Annotated in this window: 18 protein-coding genes; 11 read left to right on the forward strand and 7 right to left on the reverse strand. The window is 45.6% G+C overall.

The features are described from left to right. Positions 1 to 153 precede the first annotated feature (153 nt). From KIV40_RS16510 to KIV40_RS16520, 3 genes are read right to left on the reverse strand one after another with little or no spacing between them, the layout of a single operon-like run. Positions 154 to 1,176, reverse strand: coding sequence for a tyrosine-type recombinase/integrase (locus tag KIV40_RS16510; RefSeq protein WP_029822535.1), 1,023 nt, complete (start codon positions 1,174 to 1,176; stop codon positions 154 to 156). Positions 1,177 to 1,188: 12 nt separating this feature from the next. Next, positions 1,189 to 2,010: a hypothetical protein gene (locus KIV40_RS16515; RefSeq protein ID WP_285350263.1), complete on the reverse strand. Its 822-nt coding sequence runs from the start codon at positions 2,008 to 2,010 to the stop codon at positions 1,189 to 1,191. A gap of 23 nt (positions 2,011 to 2,033) precedes the next feature. Beyond that, a complete protein-coding gene (locus KIV40_RS16520) occupies positions 2,034 to 2,687 on the reverse strand; it encodes a phage repressor protein CI (protein WP_285350264.1) in 654 nt (217 codons plus the stop codon). A gap of 148 nt (positions 2,688 to 2,835) precedes the next feature. On the opposite strand from KIV40_RS16520, the gene KIV40_RS16525 reads away from it, so the two are divergent. The 10 genes from KIV40_RS16525 (at position 2,836) to KIV40_RS16570 (ending at position 10,454) form a co-directional block, all read left to right on the forward strand. Then, a complete protein-coding gene (locus tag KIV40_RS16525) occupies positions 2,836 to 3,081 on the forward strand; it encodes a hypothetical protein (protein WP_069487903.1) in 246 nt (81 codons plus the stop codon). A 110-nt stretch (positions 3,082 to 3,191) separates the two neighbouring features. After that, the gene (locus KIV40_RS16530; RefSeq protein WP_285350269.1) at positions 3,192 to 3,731 is read left to right on the forward strand and encodes a phage regulatory CII family protein; all 540 of its coding nucleotides are present in this window, start codon (positions 3,192 to 3,194) and stop codon (positions 3,729 to 3,731) included. Positions 3,732 to 3,740: 9 nt separating this feature from the next. After that, entirely contained in the window at positions 3,741 to 4,076 is a 336-nt protein-coding gene (locus tag KIV40_RS16535; RefSeq protein WP_285350270.1) for a hypothetical protein, read from the forward strand. Between the two features lie 66 nt (positions 4,077 to 4,142). Next, positions 4,143 to 4,670 (forward strand): hypothetical protein, encoded by a 528-nt coding sequence (locus KIV40_RS16540; protein ID WP_285350272.1) that lies wholly within the window; start codon positions 4,143 to 4,145, stop codon positions 4,668 to 4,670. Further along, positions 4,667 to 5,068 carry a hypothetical protein gene (locus KIV40_RS16545; protein ID WP_061008743.1) on the forward strand — a complete coding sequence of 134 codons (402 nt, stop codon included), beginning with the start codon at positions 4,667 to 4,669 and terminating at the stop codon, positions 5,066 to 5,068. Before KIV40_RS16540 ends, KIV40_RS16545 begins: the two co-directional genes overlap by 4 nt. A gap of 1 nt (position 5,069) precedes the next feature. After that, complete coding sequence (locus KIV40_RS16550) at positions 5,070 to 5,297, forward strand: hypothetical protein (RefSeq protein WP_285350273.1); 228 nt, start codon at positions 5,070 to 5,072, stop codon at positions 5,295 to 5,297. Between the two features lie 3 nt (positions 5,298 to 5,300). Continuing rightward, the gene (locus tag KIV40_RS16555) at positions 5,301 to 5,921 is read left to right on the forward strand and encodes a DNA methyltransferase (protein ID WP_285350275.1); all 621 of its coding nucleotides are present in this window, start codon (positions 5,301 to 5,303) and stop codon (positions 5,919 to 5,921) included. Beyond that, a complete protein-coding gene (locus tag KIV40_RS16560; RefSeq protein ID WP_285350277.1) occupies positions 5,918 to 6,346 on the forward strand; it encodes a hypothetical protein in 429 nt (142 codons plus the stop codon). Before KIV40_RS16555 ends, KIV40_RS16560 begins: the two co-directional genes overlap by 4 nt. Positions 6,347 to 6,467: 121 nt before the next feature. Next, entirely contained in the window at positions 6,468 to 9,023 is a 2,556-nt protein-coding gene (locus tag KIV40_RS16565; protein ID WP_285350307.1) for a replication endonuclease, read from the forward strand. Positions 9,024 to 9,035: 12 nt separating this feature from the next. Next, on the forward strand, positions 9,036 to 10,454 hold the full coding sequence (locus tag KIV40_RS16570; protein ID WP_285350279.1) for a DNA cytosine methyltransferase: 1,419 nt from the start codon (positions 9,036 to 9,038) through the stop codon (positions 10,452 to 10,454). 25 nt (positions 10,455 to 10,479) lie between these two features. On the opposite strand, the gene KIV40_RS16575 is transcribed toward KIV40_RS16570, so the two are convergent. Next, entirely contained in the window at positions 10,480 to 10,812 is a 333-nt protein-coding gene (locus KIV40_RS16575; protein ID WP_285350281.1) for a helix-turn-helix transcriptional regulator, read from the reverse strand. 245 nt (positions 10,813 to 11,057) lie between these two features. On the opposite strand from KIV40_RS16575, the gene KIV40_RS16580 reads away from it, so the two are divergent. Continuing rightward, a complete protein-coding gene (locus tag KIV40_RS16580) occupies positions 11,058 to 11,312 on the forward strand; it encodes a hypothetical protein (protein WP_061008747.1) in 255 nt (84 codons plus the stop codon). Between the two features lie 18 nt (positions 11,313 to 11,330). Here the strand turns inward: KIV40_RS16580 and KIV40_RS16585 are convergent, their stop codons facing one another. The 3 genes from KIV40_RS16585 to KIV40_RS16595 form a co-directional block, all read right to left on the reverse strand. Beyond that, positions 11,331 to 11,582 carry an ogr/Delta-like zinc finger family protein gene (locus tag KIV40_RS16585; protein ID WP_029822517.1) on the reverse strand — a complete coding sequence of 84 codons (252 nt, stop codon included), beginning with the start codon at positions 11,580 to 11,582 and terminating at the stop codon, positions 11,331 to 11,333. Positions 11,583 to 11,660: 78 nt separating this feature from the next. Continuing rightward, a complete protein-coding gene (locus KIV40_RS16590; protein WP_285350284.1) occupies positions 11,661 to 12,692 on the reverse strand; it encodes a phage portal protein in 1,032 nt (343 codons plus the stop codon). After that, complete coding sequence (locus tag KIV40_RS16595; RefSeq protein ID WP_140340325.1) at positions 12,689 to 14,485, reverse strand: terminase large subunit domain-containing protein; 1,797 nt, start codon at positions 14,483 to 14,485, stop codon at positions 12,689 to 12,691. Before KIV40_RS16595 ends, KIV40_RS16590 begins: the two co-directional genes overlap by 4 nt. Between the last annotated feature and the right edge of the window lie 17 nt (positions 14,486 to 14,502).

The raw sequence follows: 14,502 nt of genomic DNA on the forward strand, positions 1-14,502 counted from the left end.
AAGCTTTATTATGTTTCACTCTTTCTATAACCCTCGCAAAACCTAGCAATCCCTTGCTATATCTAGTGTTTGAAAAGTATCCCGTTCTGATGGTTGCCGATAAATACCGATGTTTAATGGCGGCTGTCGCCATCTTGTCGCCATTTGTGGCGGCTAGATATTGAGGTTTACGAGAGGGTTGAAGCGCACCGCATCACTCAAATGGCTTGGTGAGAAATGGGCGTAAATCATAGTGTGGTCAATCATCTTATGGCCGAGGATTTCCTTTAGAACAAGGATGTTGCCGCCATTCGACATAAAGTGACTTGCAAAGGTATGGCGTAGAACGTGAGTTGCTTGCCCTTCCGGTAAGTGTGGCAATGCTACCCTAAGCCATTTGTACACAACTCTGTAACTGCAAGTAAAAAGGCGATCATTGGTTGGCTTATAAATCTGGTTATATAAGTCTTCCGAAATAGGCACCGTTCGGTTGCGTTTGCCTTTGGTATTGCTATACGTGATTCGGTACTTCGTTAAGTTGGAGCCTTTCAGAAATATCGCTTCCCTAACACGCGCACCTGTTGATAAACAAATCTTGTATATCTTAATTATCTCGTCACCAACTGGGCTCTGCCTTGCTACTGCGAATAAGTGCTGAATTTCCTGATCGGATAAGAACGCCAATTCAGTTTGTGGCTTTTTGATGGCATCAATACCATTCACCGGATTAGGTAGCTTCCACTCACCAAGCTTTATCAACTTGTTGAACACAGATTTCAGCAAGCCGAAGTCCGTATTACTAGAGGCGATCGACAATTCCTTGTGTTGTTTGCCTCTCCCCTTGTTCGAGCGGTTAGCTCTGTACAACGCCAGTTGTTGTGAATTCAGATGAGCAGCGATTGGATTATCGAGATCGGCAACCATCATTTCTAAACGCAAGCGAGAATGGTCACCTGATTTTAGATTCTTTCCATGTAACTTAAACCAAAGCGCAACCAAGTCAGACAGGCGACGGTGATCGGGCTTTGCTCCAAGCCAAGGTTTATCGTCCACCTCTTTCATGAGGTGGAGTTCAAAGGCATTGGCTTCGCCTTTGGTGGCGAAGCGTTTACGGGTGCGCTTACCGTTTCGACCTTGCGGGTAACACTCGCATAGCCAAGGTTTTTTGCTTCCGTCTTTAAGATTGCGAACAGTCAAAAGTATTACCTATCAAACAAATGCTTCGCCAGTTTCGACGCAGCACAATCCAGTAATGCGATCCGCTCTGAATGTACGAAGAGCATCTCGCATCAAACAATGAGCCTTGATGTAAGTATCGCCGTTAGCGTTTGAATCTACCTTTGTCAGAATGATGTTACGGTCAGACACTTGGCCACTGGCATCGCGATAGCTCATAAAGTACTCATTGCCCAAAGTGAGGTCGTTTACAAATGAGAATCCAGAACCCTTTGCGATATTGATACGCTTTGCCGTTGGGGGAACGGTGACTTTTGGTTTTTTAAGTTCTTGTTCTTGTTGTTCGAAGTCGTCGCAGAAATCGGTGAGCATACTGAACAAGTGCAGTGCTTCATCGTGGTCGAGTACTTTGTCTGATAGGTACTCTTTGACAACAACAGCAAGTCTTTGCGTTCTAGGGTCTTCTTTAGATTCTGGGTATCGGTTGAACCAAGCTAATAGCTTTTTCGATTCAGCTAAGTCGACCACTTCATCTTCAAGAATCTGGTTGGCAAGTTTGTATAGCGCTTTCATTCTTCGCGGTGTTAGTTGCTCTAAAGATTCATCATAGAGTGGAGCTGTAGCCTTGCTTTTATGAGTTGGTTCAAATGAAGGAGTAGGCTCTGTTTTAGCCGTGACCTTTTCGTAATCAATCCCCAACCGCTTGCAGAAGTCTTTTTGTTGCTCCTCGTTGTAGCCTTTCTGTGTAACATATTCGCGGAACTTCACTGGGTCGTTCATCGTTTTCTTTGCTTTACGAACCCAGTAGAAAGCCAGAGCAATTAAGCCAATTAAACCCCAACCAACGAAACCCATTCTTTATCTCCTAGTTAATGAAATCAGTCTTTTTTCAACGTTACAGCAATTCTTCCAACTACCTTTATGTCCTCTTCGGCAACTTCAACCGTTGCGTCACCAAATACAACGGCAAGTTTTGTGGGTAAGCGCTGAATATGGTTGATGGACATACGCCCACTCATGTCAATTAAGTAATACCCACTCACGGCATCCGTGAAGCGCTTATCTACCAGGTACCGCGCCTCATTTGTCTCAATCTCAATGGTGTTTGGTTCGTCAAGGTTCCAGCTATTGAACATTCTGACAGGGTAGGGAATTTCTCCAGTACCTATGAGCTGACCATTCGTTAAACAGTACGTAGGAAGAATCACAACAGAGCGTTGAGATGGGGCTACTTGTTTTAATGGCTCTTGAGGTATGTATCGCTGAGTAGACTCACGAACCTCCGAAGCACGCTCTCTATCTTCAGGGTTTAGAGCCAGTTCTTCGATTGGAATTCCAAGTGCTAAATGCAAACGAACGATCAATTCATGCGATGTCCGGTCATGAGAGTTCCAAGTACTAAAAGTGGTTTTCGGGACGTTAAGTAACTCGCTGAGTTCTTGGAAATCATTGCAGCCTGTCAAAAGCTTAAGTCGCTTTGTAAAATCAGAACCCCTCATATAGTCAAAGGGCGGTATTAGACTCTTTTTCATGGATCTAGATCACTCAAATTCGAATAAATCGTCAAAATACTATTTACGAAAGTTAAATGACGATCTATTATCTAGTTGTTTTCGGATGCCATGCCGACCAAAGCAAATGACAACCGATGAATATAGACATAAACGCAAGGATATCACCATGCTTAGTTTCAAGATACCACCTATCAGCCCATACGTGACTTTGGAAGAGTACTCACGCGTTACAGGTTTGCCGATTGGCACCATCCGTCAGTACATCAGTGAAGGTCGCATCATCATCAAGCCTAAAGATAAACCTCGCGATAAGCCGCTGATTAATATGGTTGCAATGCATGAAATTGCCGCTCGTGAAGCGATGGAAGCTCTAGAGCCAAAATCAGGCAAAGCAATCGGTAAGGCGGCATAGACCATGCGCTTTTCTTCTCTAATCCCAACCAAATCATACTGCCCGTTGTGGCTAAATGTGTTTGCTTGGGTCGTCATTTTCGTACCACCTTTCATGTAAGAGTGTGGACCATGGACAATAAAATCGCCATGTGCGGATTACGCGAACGCAAACAGCAATCTTTCAATGCTGCATGTAGCGACTTCGCCGTCAATCACAATATGGAAAAGCTAGCACCAAGTATCGGGCTGACAGGAAGAATGCTGCGTAACAAGCTGAACCCAGAACAGCCTCACAAGTTAGACCCAGTTGATTTGGCATTGCTGAGTAAAGAATCCGGTGATTACACCATTGTGAACACACTCTTTTCTGATCTCGGTGTGGTGACAGTCCAACTGCCACAAGAAGGTGAAGAGAAAAACCTATTAGAGCGCATTCTGCTCAATAGCCAGTATTCAGGTGAGCTGTCTAGCGATGCAATGCACATGTGCAGTGCAGACCGTTTACCTCGCAGTCAAAAACGCAAAACCATCGCCAAGGTACAAGCTGCCATCGGTAACTTGGTTTTGTTCGTCAATGATTTAGAAAACCGCACCACAGGCTTTCAGCCTCTCATGCAAATGGGCACAGATTTCCTTGCCAATGGTGCACCTATTCCAGGTTTAACCTAAGGAGTCCACGTGAGTCAGTTAGCTATTAAACAAGAGCGACAGTTGCAGACACCAAATGCCGCAGAAAGCATTGCAGCTTGTAAGGCTCTTTTCACTGGCGAGGCCACTCGCTGCAAGTTGAGAAAGATGTTTGACGCACTACCGGATAAAAGCCGTGGCCTAGTGCTTATTGCAGGTGGTTTGCCTGCAAGAGATTACCAACGCGCTTTTGAGTCGTTTAACGACTTGGAGCTGCAAAAGATTCGAAGCGGAATGCAGTATCTAAAAGATTTGATTGTCAGCTTCGACAATGACTTGGGTGATGTTCGTCGCCTCAAGCATTACCAATTCAGTAGTACCCATTAGACAGCAAGCCAGCCTTTGCCCCTGTAACAGGGGGCTTTTTTTCGTCTTAGCGTAGGAGCATAGAAGATGAATACCGAACTTAAACAAGCACAAGAACTACATACCGAAGCTGTTGAAATGCTTCGCCAATCTCGCCAAATGCACGACCTAACAATGAGCAACCAACGTAGCCTTGTGTATGCACTAAGTTGTTTGCTTCCAAAGCACATGGTCACCGTTAAAGCGGATTTCTCTGACCAACCGGAAAATACAGCACAGCAAATTGCCGACAACGCACGTTGCGTATTGGAAGCAATCAAAAAGCGTGAAGTTTATGACATCGTTCATGCTATTAATGTTTTGGCAATGGCGAATGCGGATGTGATTCATGTCTTTACTAGTTTCTCTGGGCATGTAAGCAAATTCAGTGTGCACGCTAACGCCGCTGATACGTGTTACCAAGAAGGGCATTCACACATTAGATTGATAAGTGAAAATGTGTGGTTGGATGACGAAGATGTACTCGAAAAGCTCCTATCTATAGAAAGCCAACTCACCGAACTGATCATTAAAGCTCGTGAAGCAACCGAAGCAAAAGCGGGGGTGGAAGCATGAGCATCCTAACTATCTACCGCAAAGACTTAGAGTTTGGTCTTCGTCACGAAGGTTTTACTTCTCGCAAAATCGAGCAATTTATCCGTGTTTTCAACTCAGTTGAATCAAGCCAAGGCGTGATGTTAGAGCTTGATTCTACTCGAGCAATGTTGGTGAACGTAAACGGCACTGAACAAGGTTTGTGCCTTGAAGACTTCATCACTGCATGGTGGGTTTACTGGGTTGTTGTATTCAACCAATCAACCGACGGCCCAACACATCACCAAGCGCTTGGAGCCATCCGCGCACTTTTCTTTATCTCTGCAAGTACTAAAAGCACTAGCCAAAACGCAACCATGCAAATGTGGTGGCGCGACTGTGAACCACTGCATGGCTACCCAACGGTTGAGGCGATCTGATATGGCATCACTAACGCAATTACTTAATGAAATTGGTGACGAGAACGTAACCGTTCAAGCATTGCACCAATGCATGGACTCAGCCCAGTACAACAAAGGGCTAACCACTATCAAATTCAAAACCGAGGGGCTAGGAGCTACAGACCTAGCGGACAACAAGAAAACAGCGTTGATTGTTTGGGTTGATTCTGACCATTACAACAACGCGCTAGCAAAATGTAAGGGGTAAGTAATGAGTTCTACTAACGGAAAAGTAATCGAACGCGAACTTTACCCAACGCCATCAGAAGTGGTTGATGCTCTGCTATCAAAGTTAACGTTTCGTCCAACAGACAAGTTTCTTGAGCCTTGTTACGGCACGGGTGCGATCTTCGAAAAGGTCGCACTTCCTCAAAGCCAAAAGTCATTTGCAGAGATTGAGAAAGGCATTGACTACCTAACCACGGAGTTTGGTCAACAGGATGTGATTATCACTAATCCGCCTTTCTCCCTAACCGAAGAATTCATTCGTAAGAGCCTAAGTGAGTTAGCACCAGACGGAACAATGGCGTACCTGCAGCGTGTTAACTATTTGGGTTCGAAAGACCGTTTGCCGTTTTGGTTTGAAATCGGTTTTCCACGAAAAACGCCAGTTATTGTTCCTCGCCCTCGCTTTGTCAAAGGCGGTTCAGATTCGTGTGAATACGCATGGTTTATCTGGGATAACGGCAATCGCTTCGATATTCCTCAAGGCTTGAGCCATATCGTTTCAACTGGTGTTGAGCAATGCCAAGAGTGCAAAAGAGCATTCAAAGCAAAAGAAACTCATTGCCAACGTTGTGGGACGCCAAAAACAGTGAAGGTGGCAGCATGAGAAAAGATTACATCTACGAACTAGACGGTCACAAAGGTCAGTCAGCGATCGCAAAAGCGTTCGGTATTCCTCTAGGTACTTTGAAGTCACGCCTTCGTAACGGCAAGACGATTCGCGAAGCGGTTCATTTTGTTGATGGTAGAGAGAACAACAGTGGTACACCAATGCATGAATGGAAAGGCATTAAAGGAATCGAGAACATCGCCAATGCGATCGGTACCACGCACACCACCATTTACAAGCACTTGAGAGAAGGTTGCTCACTGGATGAAGCCGTAACCAACATTAAAAAGAGCAAGGCGAGAGCGGAGAAAGTTCGCAAGCTTCGCGCTAAATCTAAAGCGAAGCCAATCGAAATGGTTGGTATTAAGAAGCCAACTTATACCAATCCGCTTTGGCAAATGGCGTTGAGTGTTGGTGCGTAAGAGTTTAAGCGTGAATCACCTAATCGAACCAACAGAAATCGAGCTACTGGGCTTAGACAAGTTCGGGTTTGACCATGATTACAAACGTGCGGCTTCTCTGGCTTGTCAAAGTTGGGGAAGCATGCACGTTTTTCCGCAACCGCCAAAAACGATTGCAGATGCTTGTTTTGGGGCAAGACGTTTTGATGAGTCTCTAGAACCTGACGACATGAGCGTGATCGAACGTAACCTGTTCGAGGCTAACCCACGTGATTTTGAATGGTGCAAAAAGCAGTTTGAAAACTTGCCAGATTACTTGGTTAAGTACTTTGCTAAACGCTACATCAAAACTTGCACCGCTAAGTTAAGTGACAGCGACAAGAAAAGAGGCATTCGCAACCCACAGCAGAAAGCGAATACCTTCTTGCGTGAAAGAATGCATCCGGCAGCGGAACGTGTTCGCATGGTCATGACTCGCTACAAGAAATTACCAACCACTCAAAAGGTGGCTTTGCTCAGTGAAGAAATTGAAACCACTGAACAAAGCGACTTTGTTTCTGCACATCCTGCGATCGCAAAACCTCAACTTCGTTTTGATTTCGACAAAGCGGAGAAAAACCGCAAGCCAGTGAAAAGCCGCATCTTGGCAGAATTGGAACTGGACGAAATCAAAGAGATGGCATTCAAGATTGGCAAAATCATGAATGCGCGTTTCCAAATTATCTCTTCTAAGTTGGCAAGCATTACGGAAGCTGAACAGGAAAAGGACATAACGTTCTGCCCTGTTGTTGAGGGCTATCACCAGTTAGCTGCTTTCACTTCCGAATTTGGCATTAAGCCACCATGCAAATACAAAAAGCAAAATGAGTTGTCTGCTCTGCAAGATATCTCTCGCATGATTAGCGAGAAGTGGTGGCTTGGTCGTTTGGTGAAGGCGCGGAAAATTATGCGTGAGCACCTAGCGATTGCCATGGGGCAAGTATCTTCAAAAGCATCGGCTTATGCGTCTTGGGATTGTGTTCGTGAGCATCAAGAGCAGCAAAAGCGCAACTGGGAATACATCAAGCAATGTGAACTCTTCGACGAAGAAAACGAAGAAAAAGCTGATCTTGCTGAAATGGTTCTGAAAAGCGTATCTAACCCAGCCATTCGCCGTCATGAGTTGATGGTGCGTTGTCGCGGTTGTGAAAACATCGGTAACGAGCTTGGTTTACAAGGTTTGTTCCTAACGCTAACCACGCCATCTAAATACCACAACTCATACAAGAAAGGCGGATTCATTGACCACTGGAACGGCGCAAGCCCACGTGAGGCGCAGTCGTACCTTAATAATGTTTGGCAGCGTATCCGCGCTAAGTTAGGTCGTGAAGAAATCCGTTGGTTTGGCGTTCGTGTTGCCGAGCCTCATCACGATGGCACACCACACTGGCATTTGCTGATCTGGGTTAAACCAGAAGATGTGATGGAAGTGCGCGATATCTTTATTAGTTACGCAACATTAGAAGACCGTGGCGAACTGCACCCGCAATACGAGAAGGAAAAGCAAAAGCCATTTCGTAAGGGTAGTTACGTTGGCCCTATGGATTACCGCCCTCGTTGCGACTTTGGTTACATCGACCCAGAGAAAGGTACTGCAACGGGCTACATCGCAAAATACATCTCTAAGAACATCGACGGTTTTGCCATGGACGATGAAGTGTCCGACGAAACAGGTAAATCTGTGAAAGACATGGCGAAGAACGTTAGCGCTTGGAAAAGCCGCTGGGCAATTCGTCAGTTCCAATTCTTTGGTGGTGCTCCGGTTACGACTTACCGCGAGTTGCGCCGCTTCGCAAGCCAAAACAAAAAAGCCTTTATGGAATACGTGTTCATGCAAGAACGCGCTGACCTGTTGGATATGTACTACATGTTGCACCGCTATGTAGTTGGTCCGGTTAAACCTGATCACCTGTTAACCAATAAAGAGTTGGTGGACGTGATCGGCAAAAACTACCAGGCACGAATCCAATCTGATGAAGCATGCATCGTAGATACGATGAAAGCGGCAGACCATGGCAATTGGCAAGGCTACATCATGGGGCAAGGTGGTCCATTCGTTAAGCGCGAAGATTTGCTGATCACAAACTCATATCAAGTTCTTCCTTTTGCGTCTCCTCACGGTGAGGACGTACGCAAGATAGAGGGTTTCCAAACACCGGAAGCGGTCGTTAAAACTCGCACTAAGGTTTGGACAATTCAAAAGAAATCAAAGGTAGAAGCAGAAGCTGAAGCGATCACCCAAGGGAGCGCAGCGACCGCAATTGGTGCCTCCGGCACCTCTCGGAGTTCTGTCAATAACTGTACGGAGCCCCGAGACGAACAGGTCAGCAATCAGCTATCCCGTTTGTTAGAACCAGAGAGACATATGAACAATAAACCATCGGTTCTCGATGAATCGACGGTGGAAGTGCTGCTAAAAGGCAGCTCAATTCGAGTCGACAGTGAAAGAAGTTTGCAAATCCGCCCTGCGGAGCTGGACGAACACGGCAATATTCGCCCAGCGCAACTGGTTGAAGTGACTCGCATACCTGCGGAAGACCGCAGTTGGATGAATTTCGAAGGTTGGGACAGCGTATTTGCTCAACCTGAAAACAAAGAATATCAACAACCGGACTTATCGTTCTTCCCAGAGATGGAAGACGATTGGCCGCTAGCGTAAGGAAAAGTAAAAATGATACTACCAGGTGAAATCGTTGTAGATAATTTTGCAGGTGGCGGCGGTGCTTCTACTGGAATGGAATTGGGCTTGAATCGTCATGTGGACATTGCAATTAATCATGATCCTGTAGCCATTGATATGCATAAAGTTAACCACCCTGAAACTAAGCATTATTGTGAGTCTGTTTGGGATGTTGACCCAATTGAAGCATGTGAAGGTCGTCCGGTTGGTCTTGCGTGGTTTTCACCTGACTGTAAGCATTTTTCTAAGGCAAAAGGGAACCGTCCGGTTGATAAGAATATTCGTGGGCTGGCATGGGTAGCTGTCCGTTGGGCGGCAATGGTGCCAGTTCGTATGATGATGTTAGAAAACGTTGAAGAGTTCATGACATGGGGGCCAGTTGTTGAAACCGAAAGTGGCAAATTCAAACCATGTCCAGACCGAAAAGGCGAAACCTTTGATGCTTTTGTGAAAGTATTAACTGACGGATTGAATGAAGGCCACCCTGCATGGGAAGAAATTAAAACAGCCCTTGGTGATGATTTCCCACATTACGATAAATTACAGACCGGCTTAGGCTACGCGCTAGACTTCAAGGTTCTTCATGCTTGCGACTATGGCGCACCTACCACGAGAAAACGTTTCTTTATGGTAGCCAGAAATGATGGTCAGCCAATCGAGTGGCCGGCTAAAACTCATGGCCCTGATGGGAGTGGTTTAAAGCCTTTCGCTTCTGCAGCAGATATTATTGATTGGTCTATCCCTGTTAAGTCTATTTTTAACCGCAAACGTCCATTAGCGGAAAAGACAATGGAGCGCATAGCCAAAGGGCTTGATAAATTTGTCTTTTCTTCTGATGCCCCGTTTGTCGTACCAGAGAGTTGTTCTACTCCATTTGTCACTGAATGTGCGAATGCATCGAGTCAAAGAAACATGCCGGCTAATGAGCCATTAAGAACAATATGTGCTCAAGTCAAAGGTGGTCACTTTGCTTTAGTTACAAGTCATATGGTCAAGATGCGTGGAACCAATATTGGTCATGGTACTAATGAGCCCGTGCATACCATTTCTGCCGGTGGTTTTCATATTGGTGAAGTGAGAGCGTTTTTATTGAAGTATTACGGCACTAGTTATGGTGAGTCTTGTGATAGTCCAATCGGAACAGTGACGACAAAAGACAGGTTTGGGCTAGTCACAGTTAAAGGCGAAAAATACCAGATAGTCGATATTGGTATGCGTATGCTTGAACCACATGAATTATTTGCTGCTCAAGGGTTCCCTGAGAATTACCAGATTTCACACAGTAGCGATGGCAAGAAGCTGTCGAAAGCGAGTCAGGTCGCAAGGTGTGGGAATGCGGTGTGCCCACCAGTAGCGCAAGCATTAGTAGAAGCTAACGTTACGGCAAAAACTATCTCTAAAGCAGCATAAACCAAGCCCACCAATCCGGTGGGCTTTATTCTTTCTGCGTGATGGACTTAATCAACTCAATCAATGCGTGACGAATTCGATTGGGCACCAGTTGAGTCGCGGAAAGCAGTTCCTGATCATCTATCGGTCTTTTGTTCAATTCCCCCAAGGCAACATCCACAAACGTGAGTTGGTGGTACCGATACAGCTTGCGCAGTTCTGTAAAATCCGGTGAGCGTTTCCCTTGCTCGATACGTTGATAGGTCGTCAGTTTAATACCAGTTTGAGTTGCAATTTGCGTCTGAGTTTTTCTTTTTCGTAATCGTTCTTTTACAAAAAAGGAAACGATTGGATCTAAACCTTTGAATTCACTTGTCATGCAGATTCCTTCACTAGTCTCCTTTGACTTATAGGAGCGAAAGATATGCCAACTATGACGAGTCGTTAACAAAAGCGTCTTCAAATCAAATTTTGATATTTCATTAATTCTTATTATGCAATGCGATTGTTATGGAATAGCAGTCGCTTATATAAAGATAAATGTAGATAACAAAATCGCACATTGAAATTGCGGGATAAAAACCACTGTATTAATATACAGTGCTTCGTCAGTTAGGAGGCTAAATGGCTGTATTACAACAAATTGGAAAGGATCAGGTTTACGAGCAAAGGGACATCGCCCTATCTGCACTAGAAATCGTGGTCGATGGCGTTGCGAACAGTGAGGCGACAGCACTTACAAGATTTGCAGGGGCATACATTGCGGGCTTGATTATCGCTGATATGAAAGAACCGTTGGACGAAGAAAAAGAAAAAGCCATCTTGAGCATTGTCGAGATGGCTTGTGAGGCGGAGAGTACTGCGTTTATGACAAAGTAATTTACGAATACCCGTAATTTAAAGCATAGAAAGTTGCTGTTTAAGGTGTTGTCGTGCTTCTGGCGGCAGCGCCTTACACAACTCAAAAGCCATTTGGCTGGTTGTTTTTGCTGATGGGCTTAACGTATGGCTATAAGATAAGTTCATCACAAAACTGTGCCCACATTCTGGGTCACTGCAACTGCAATACAAATCTGAATGACTGTTAGACAAACGGTTGGATTTTTGAATGCGGCTCTTTTGACCGCACTCTGGGCACAACACTCTCATAGTAAACACCTAGCTTATTGACTGACCTAATAATCATACGCTGATAAGCTGTATTTTTGTACAGTCTAAAACGAAAGTTTACGCCGCATCTCCAACAGTCAAATCAAACTGCAAGTGAAGGTTCGGTGGGATCTCTGGGTCATTGTTCACCGCATCCATAAAGCGCCGACATACCGGAATCACTTCATACTTATCGTAGACATTACTCACCTTGATGGGGTCGGGAGCGGTACCGCCTGTTTGTGGGAACATGCCACCCATACCAGTTGGGAAGCGATGACCTGCAAAAACGTCCTGCGCGGTGATGTTTTTGATTCGCTCAAACTCATCTTTTGTGGCGATATCACCAACCGGAATCAGTTGAATGCCTTTTTCTTTGCCGTTTGGAATGTTCACAAACATGCTGCGGAAGTTGCCCACGCCCTTAGAGCTCTGGATTTTTTGGCGCAACGCTTCTTCGTCTTTTTCATCCAGGTTCGGGTCTGTTGCGTAGAAGATGAAACCCATGTGTGCCCCGTTCAGGTAATAACGGCGGCGAAATAGCGTAGCATCGCGGTTTAACAAGCTGCTTTGAATGCTGCCCAAGTAATCGGGTAAACCATACACCTGTTGTTGTGGGTCATACTGAGGGATGAAAACCACATCCTTTGCTTTGAATACCTTTTGCTTGTTATTGCCAAGGAGCTGGACAAAATCGCCGTTTCTGCGCTTTCGCATATGCACCATTGGCAATGGGTGTAAACCAATCACCTTTTTCCAGTGATTTCGAAGTTTAACAAACGCCGCCATCCCTAGACCGAAGTAATCCCACGTTGCGTTATTCATTAAGAACATGGACATCGCCCCACCTTGTGAGAAACGTCCGGCAACATAGTTTGCTCGTGCTTTGAGCAATGAGCCGTGATAGCCATTGGCATTGGCAATATCAGCCAAGCCTTTAAGTGAGATTGGCGTTTCCCAGTAGTCGTCCATATCGTTGTAGACCAACTCACAATAGCGGGTCATCCAACTGTTGGTATCAACAGGTTCGGGAGTCGGGTCGAAACTGTATACAGATTTTGCTTCGGTTGGCGTATCTGCCGTTTCGGTTTGAATCATTTGCTCTGTCATGCTGCTAATTGCCCTTGTTCTGCGGAGAATGACCAACGCGATTTGCGTTTGGTGCTGTGATCGAGTGGTTCGTTAATAAGTGCGTGAGACAATGCCCAGAAGTCATCGGCGTGACCAACCAACTCGCTCCGGTCTGCTTTGAACGTCATCATGTTGCCGCTGTTGGTCGAAGTGCGCTTGATTGCCATAAATGACATGGCGGTTTCTTTATTGTTTGCGTCAAACTGCAAACGGTTACCGTCAATCACATCAATCATCTTCATCACCAAGCGGTTTTTGTTTTCGTTGGAATAATGAATTGCCACGGTTTCGCGTGGGTGCTTGTTGTGCAGTAGGTCGTAAACACCTGCACCAATGCCTGTGATATCAATCCCAAGGTAAGTCACATTGAAGCGTTTGAAGACTTTGCTGATCTCATTGGCTTGATGTTGGAAGCTCAAACCACGCCAACTGTGTTTTTCCAGTATGCGGAATTTCTCCACGGCAACGATTGGTGGAGCGACGACCATCAACACGGCATTGTCTCGGGTTCGCGATGGGTCATAACCTAGCCATACCTCACGGTTACCAAATGGTCGTGCTTTCTTGACGTCATAGTCTTGCCAAATAGAGGCATCCACCATGCACTTTTGAATCTTGTTGAATTCAAAGATGGAGCTGGCACCGTCGACGAAAATACACATGAAGAGGTTGTTGAAGTCGGTTTCACTGTACTCTTCGCGCAGTTCGTCAATATCAAACAAGTCACAACCACCTGCGGCGGCATCTTCAATTGTGACTACGTAACGCCATTGTTTATCAGGACATAAACGACCGCCCTTGCGGTAATCTTCGAATGTTGGGAACTCGATGTTCTTGCGTGTGTCTTTGCCTTCACGCCATTTGTCGCCCGTCCAGAATGGATAAGCGGGGTGCATTTTGGTGGATGGTGTCGAGAAGTAGGTTTTGCGCCACTTCTTATGCGTCGCCATTGCCGATGCAACTTTGTTCAGTTCGTCAAACTTACCAATCCAAAAGTACTCATCGACATAAACGTGACCGTGGTAACTCTGCGCCGTTTTACCGTTGGTCGAAAGGAAGTGAAGTTCAGCCCCGTTCGATAAGGTGATCGGGTTGCCTTGCAGTTCAAGGTTTAGGAACTCCTTGGCTAGCGAGATGATGTAACGACGAAATACCTCTGCTTGTGCGCGAGAAGCGGATAAGAAGATTTGGTTGTCACCCGTAAGGATGGCGTTTTCTAGCGCTTCACCACTGAAATAGTAAGTAGCACCAACTTGGCGAGATTTAAGGATGTTACGAATACGCTGATGCAGGTTGTTACGCATAACCACCTGGTATTCAAACAAAGAGTCATGCCAAAGCTTGAAACATTCTTCGGTGATCTCGCTGACATCATTCTTTCCTTTCTTCTTCGACTTACCAGAGCTGCTATTGCTGTTTGAATCGTCTTTAGCTTGTTTGGCGTTGTTGCCTTTTTCAGACGGATTGGCGGCAGGTTTTGGCGTTTCAGAGGCGCGGAGTTTCTTAAGTTTGACGTGATGGTCAATCAGCCGATCGAGCATATCCAATTGCGGTTTGCTTGGGTTTTCAATCTCAAGCAAGGTTTGGATACGATTCGCGATAGCTTCATCAATCGTTTGTTCACGCAACATATCACGCCAACCAAACTTATCCGCCCAATAGTAGATGATGCGATCGTTATTGAGGTTCAGTTCGTCGGCGATTTCACGTGGCGTCCATGCCTTCAAATAGAGGGCTCGGGCGGCTTGTCTGATTTCGGGAGAATATGCCATAAGCGAATGATACGCCC

Source organism: Vibrio sp. D173a (assembly GCF_030248475.1).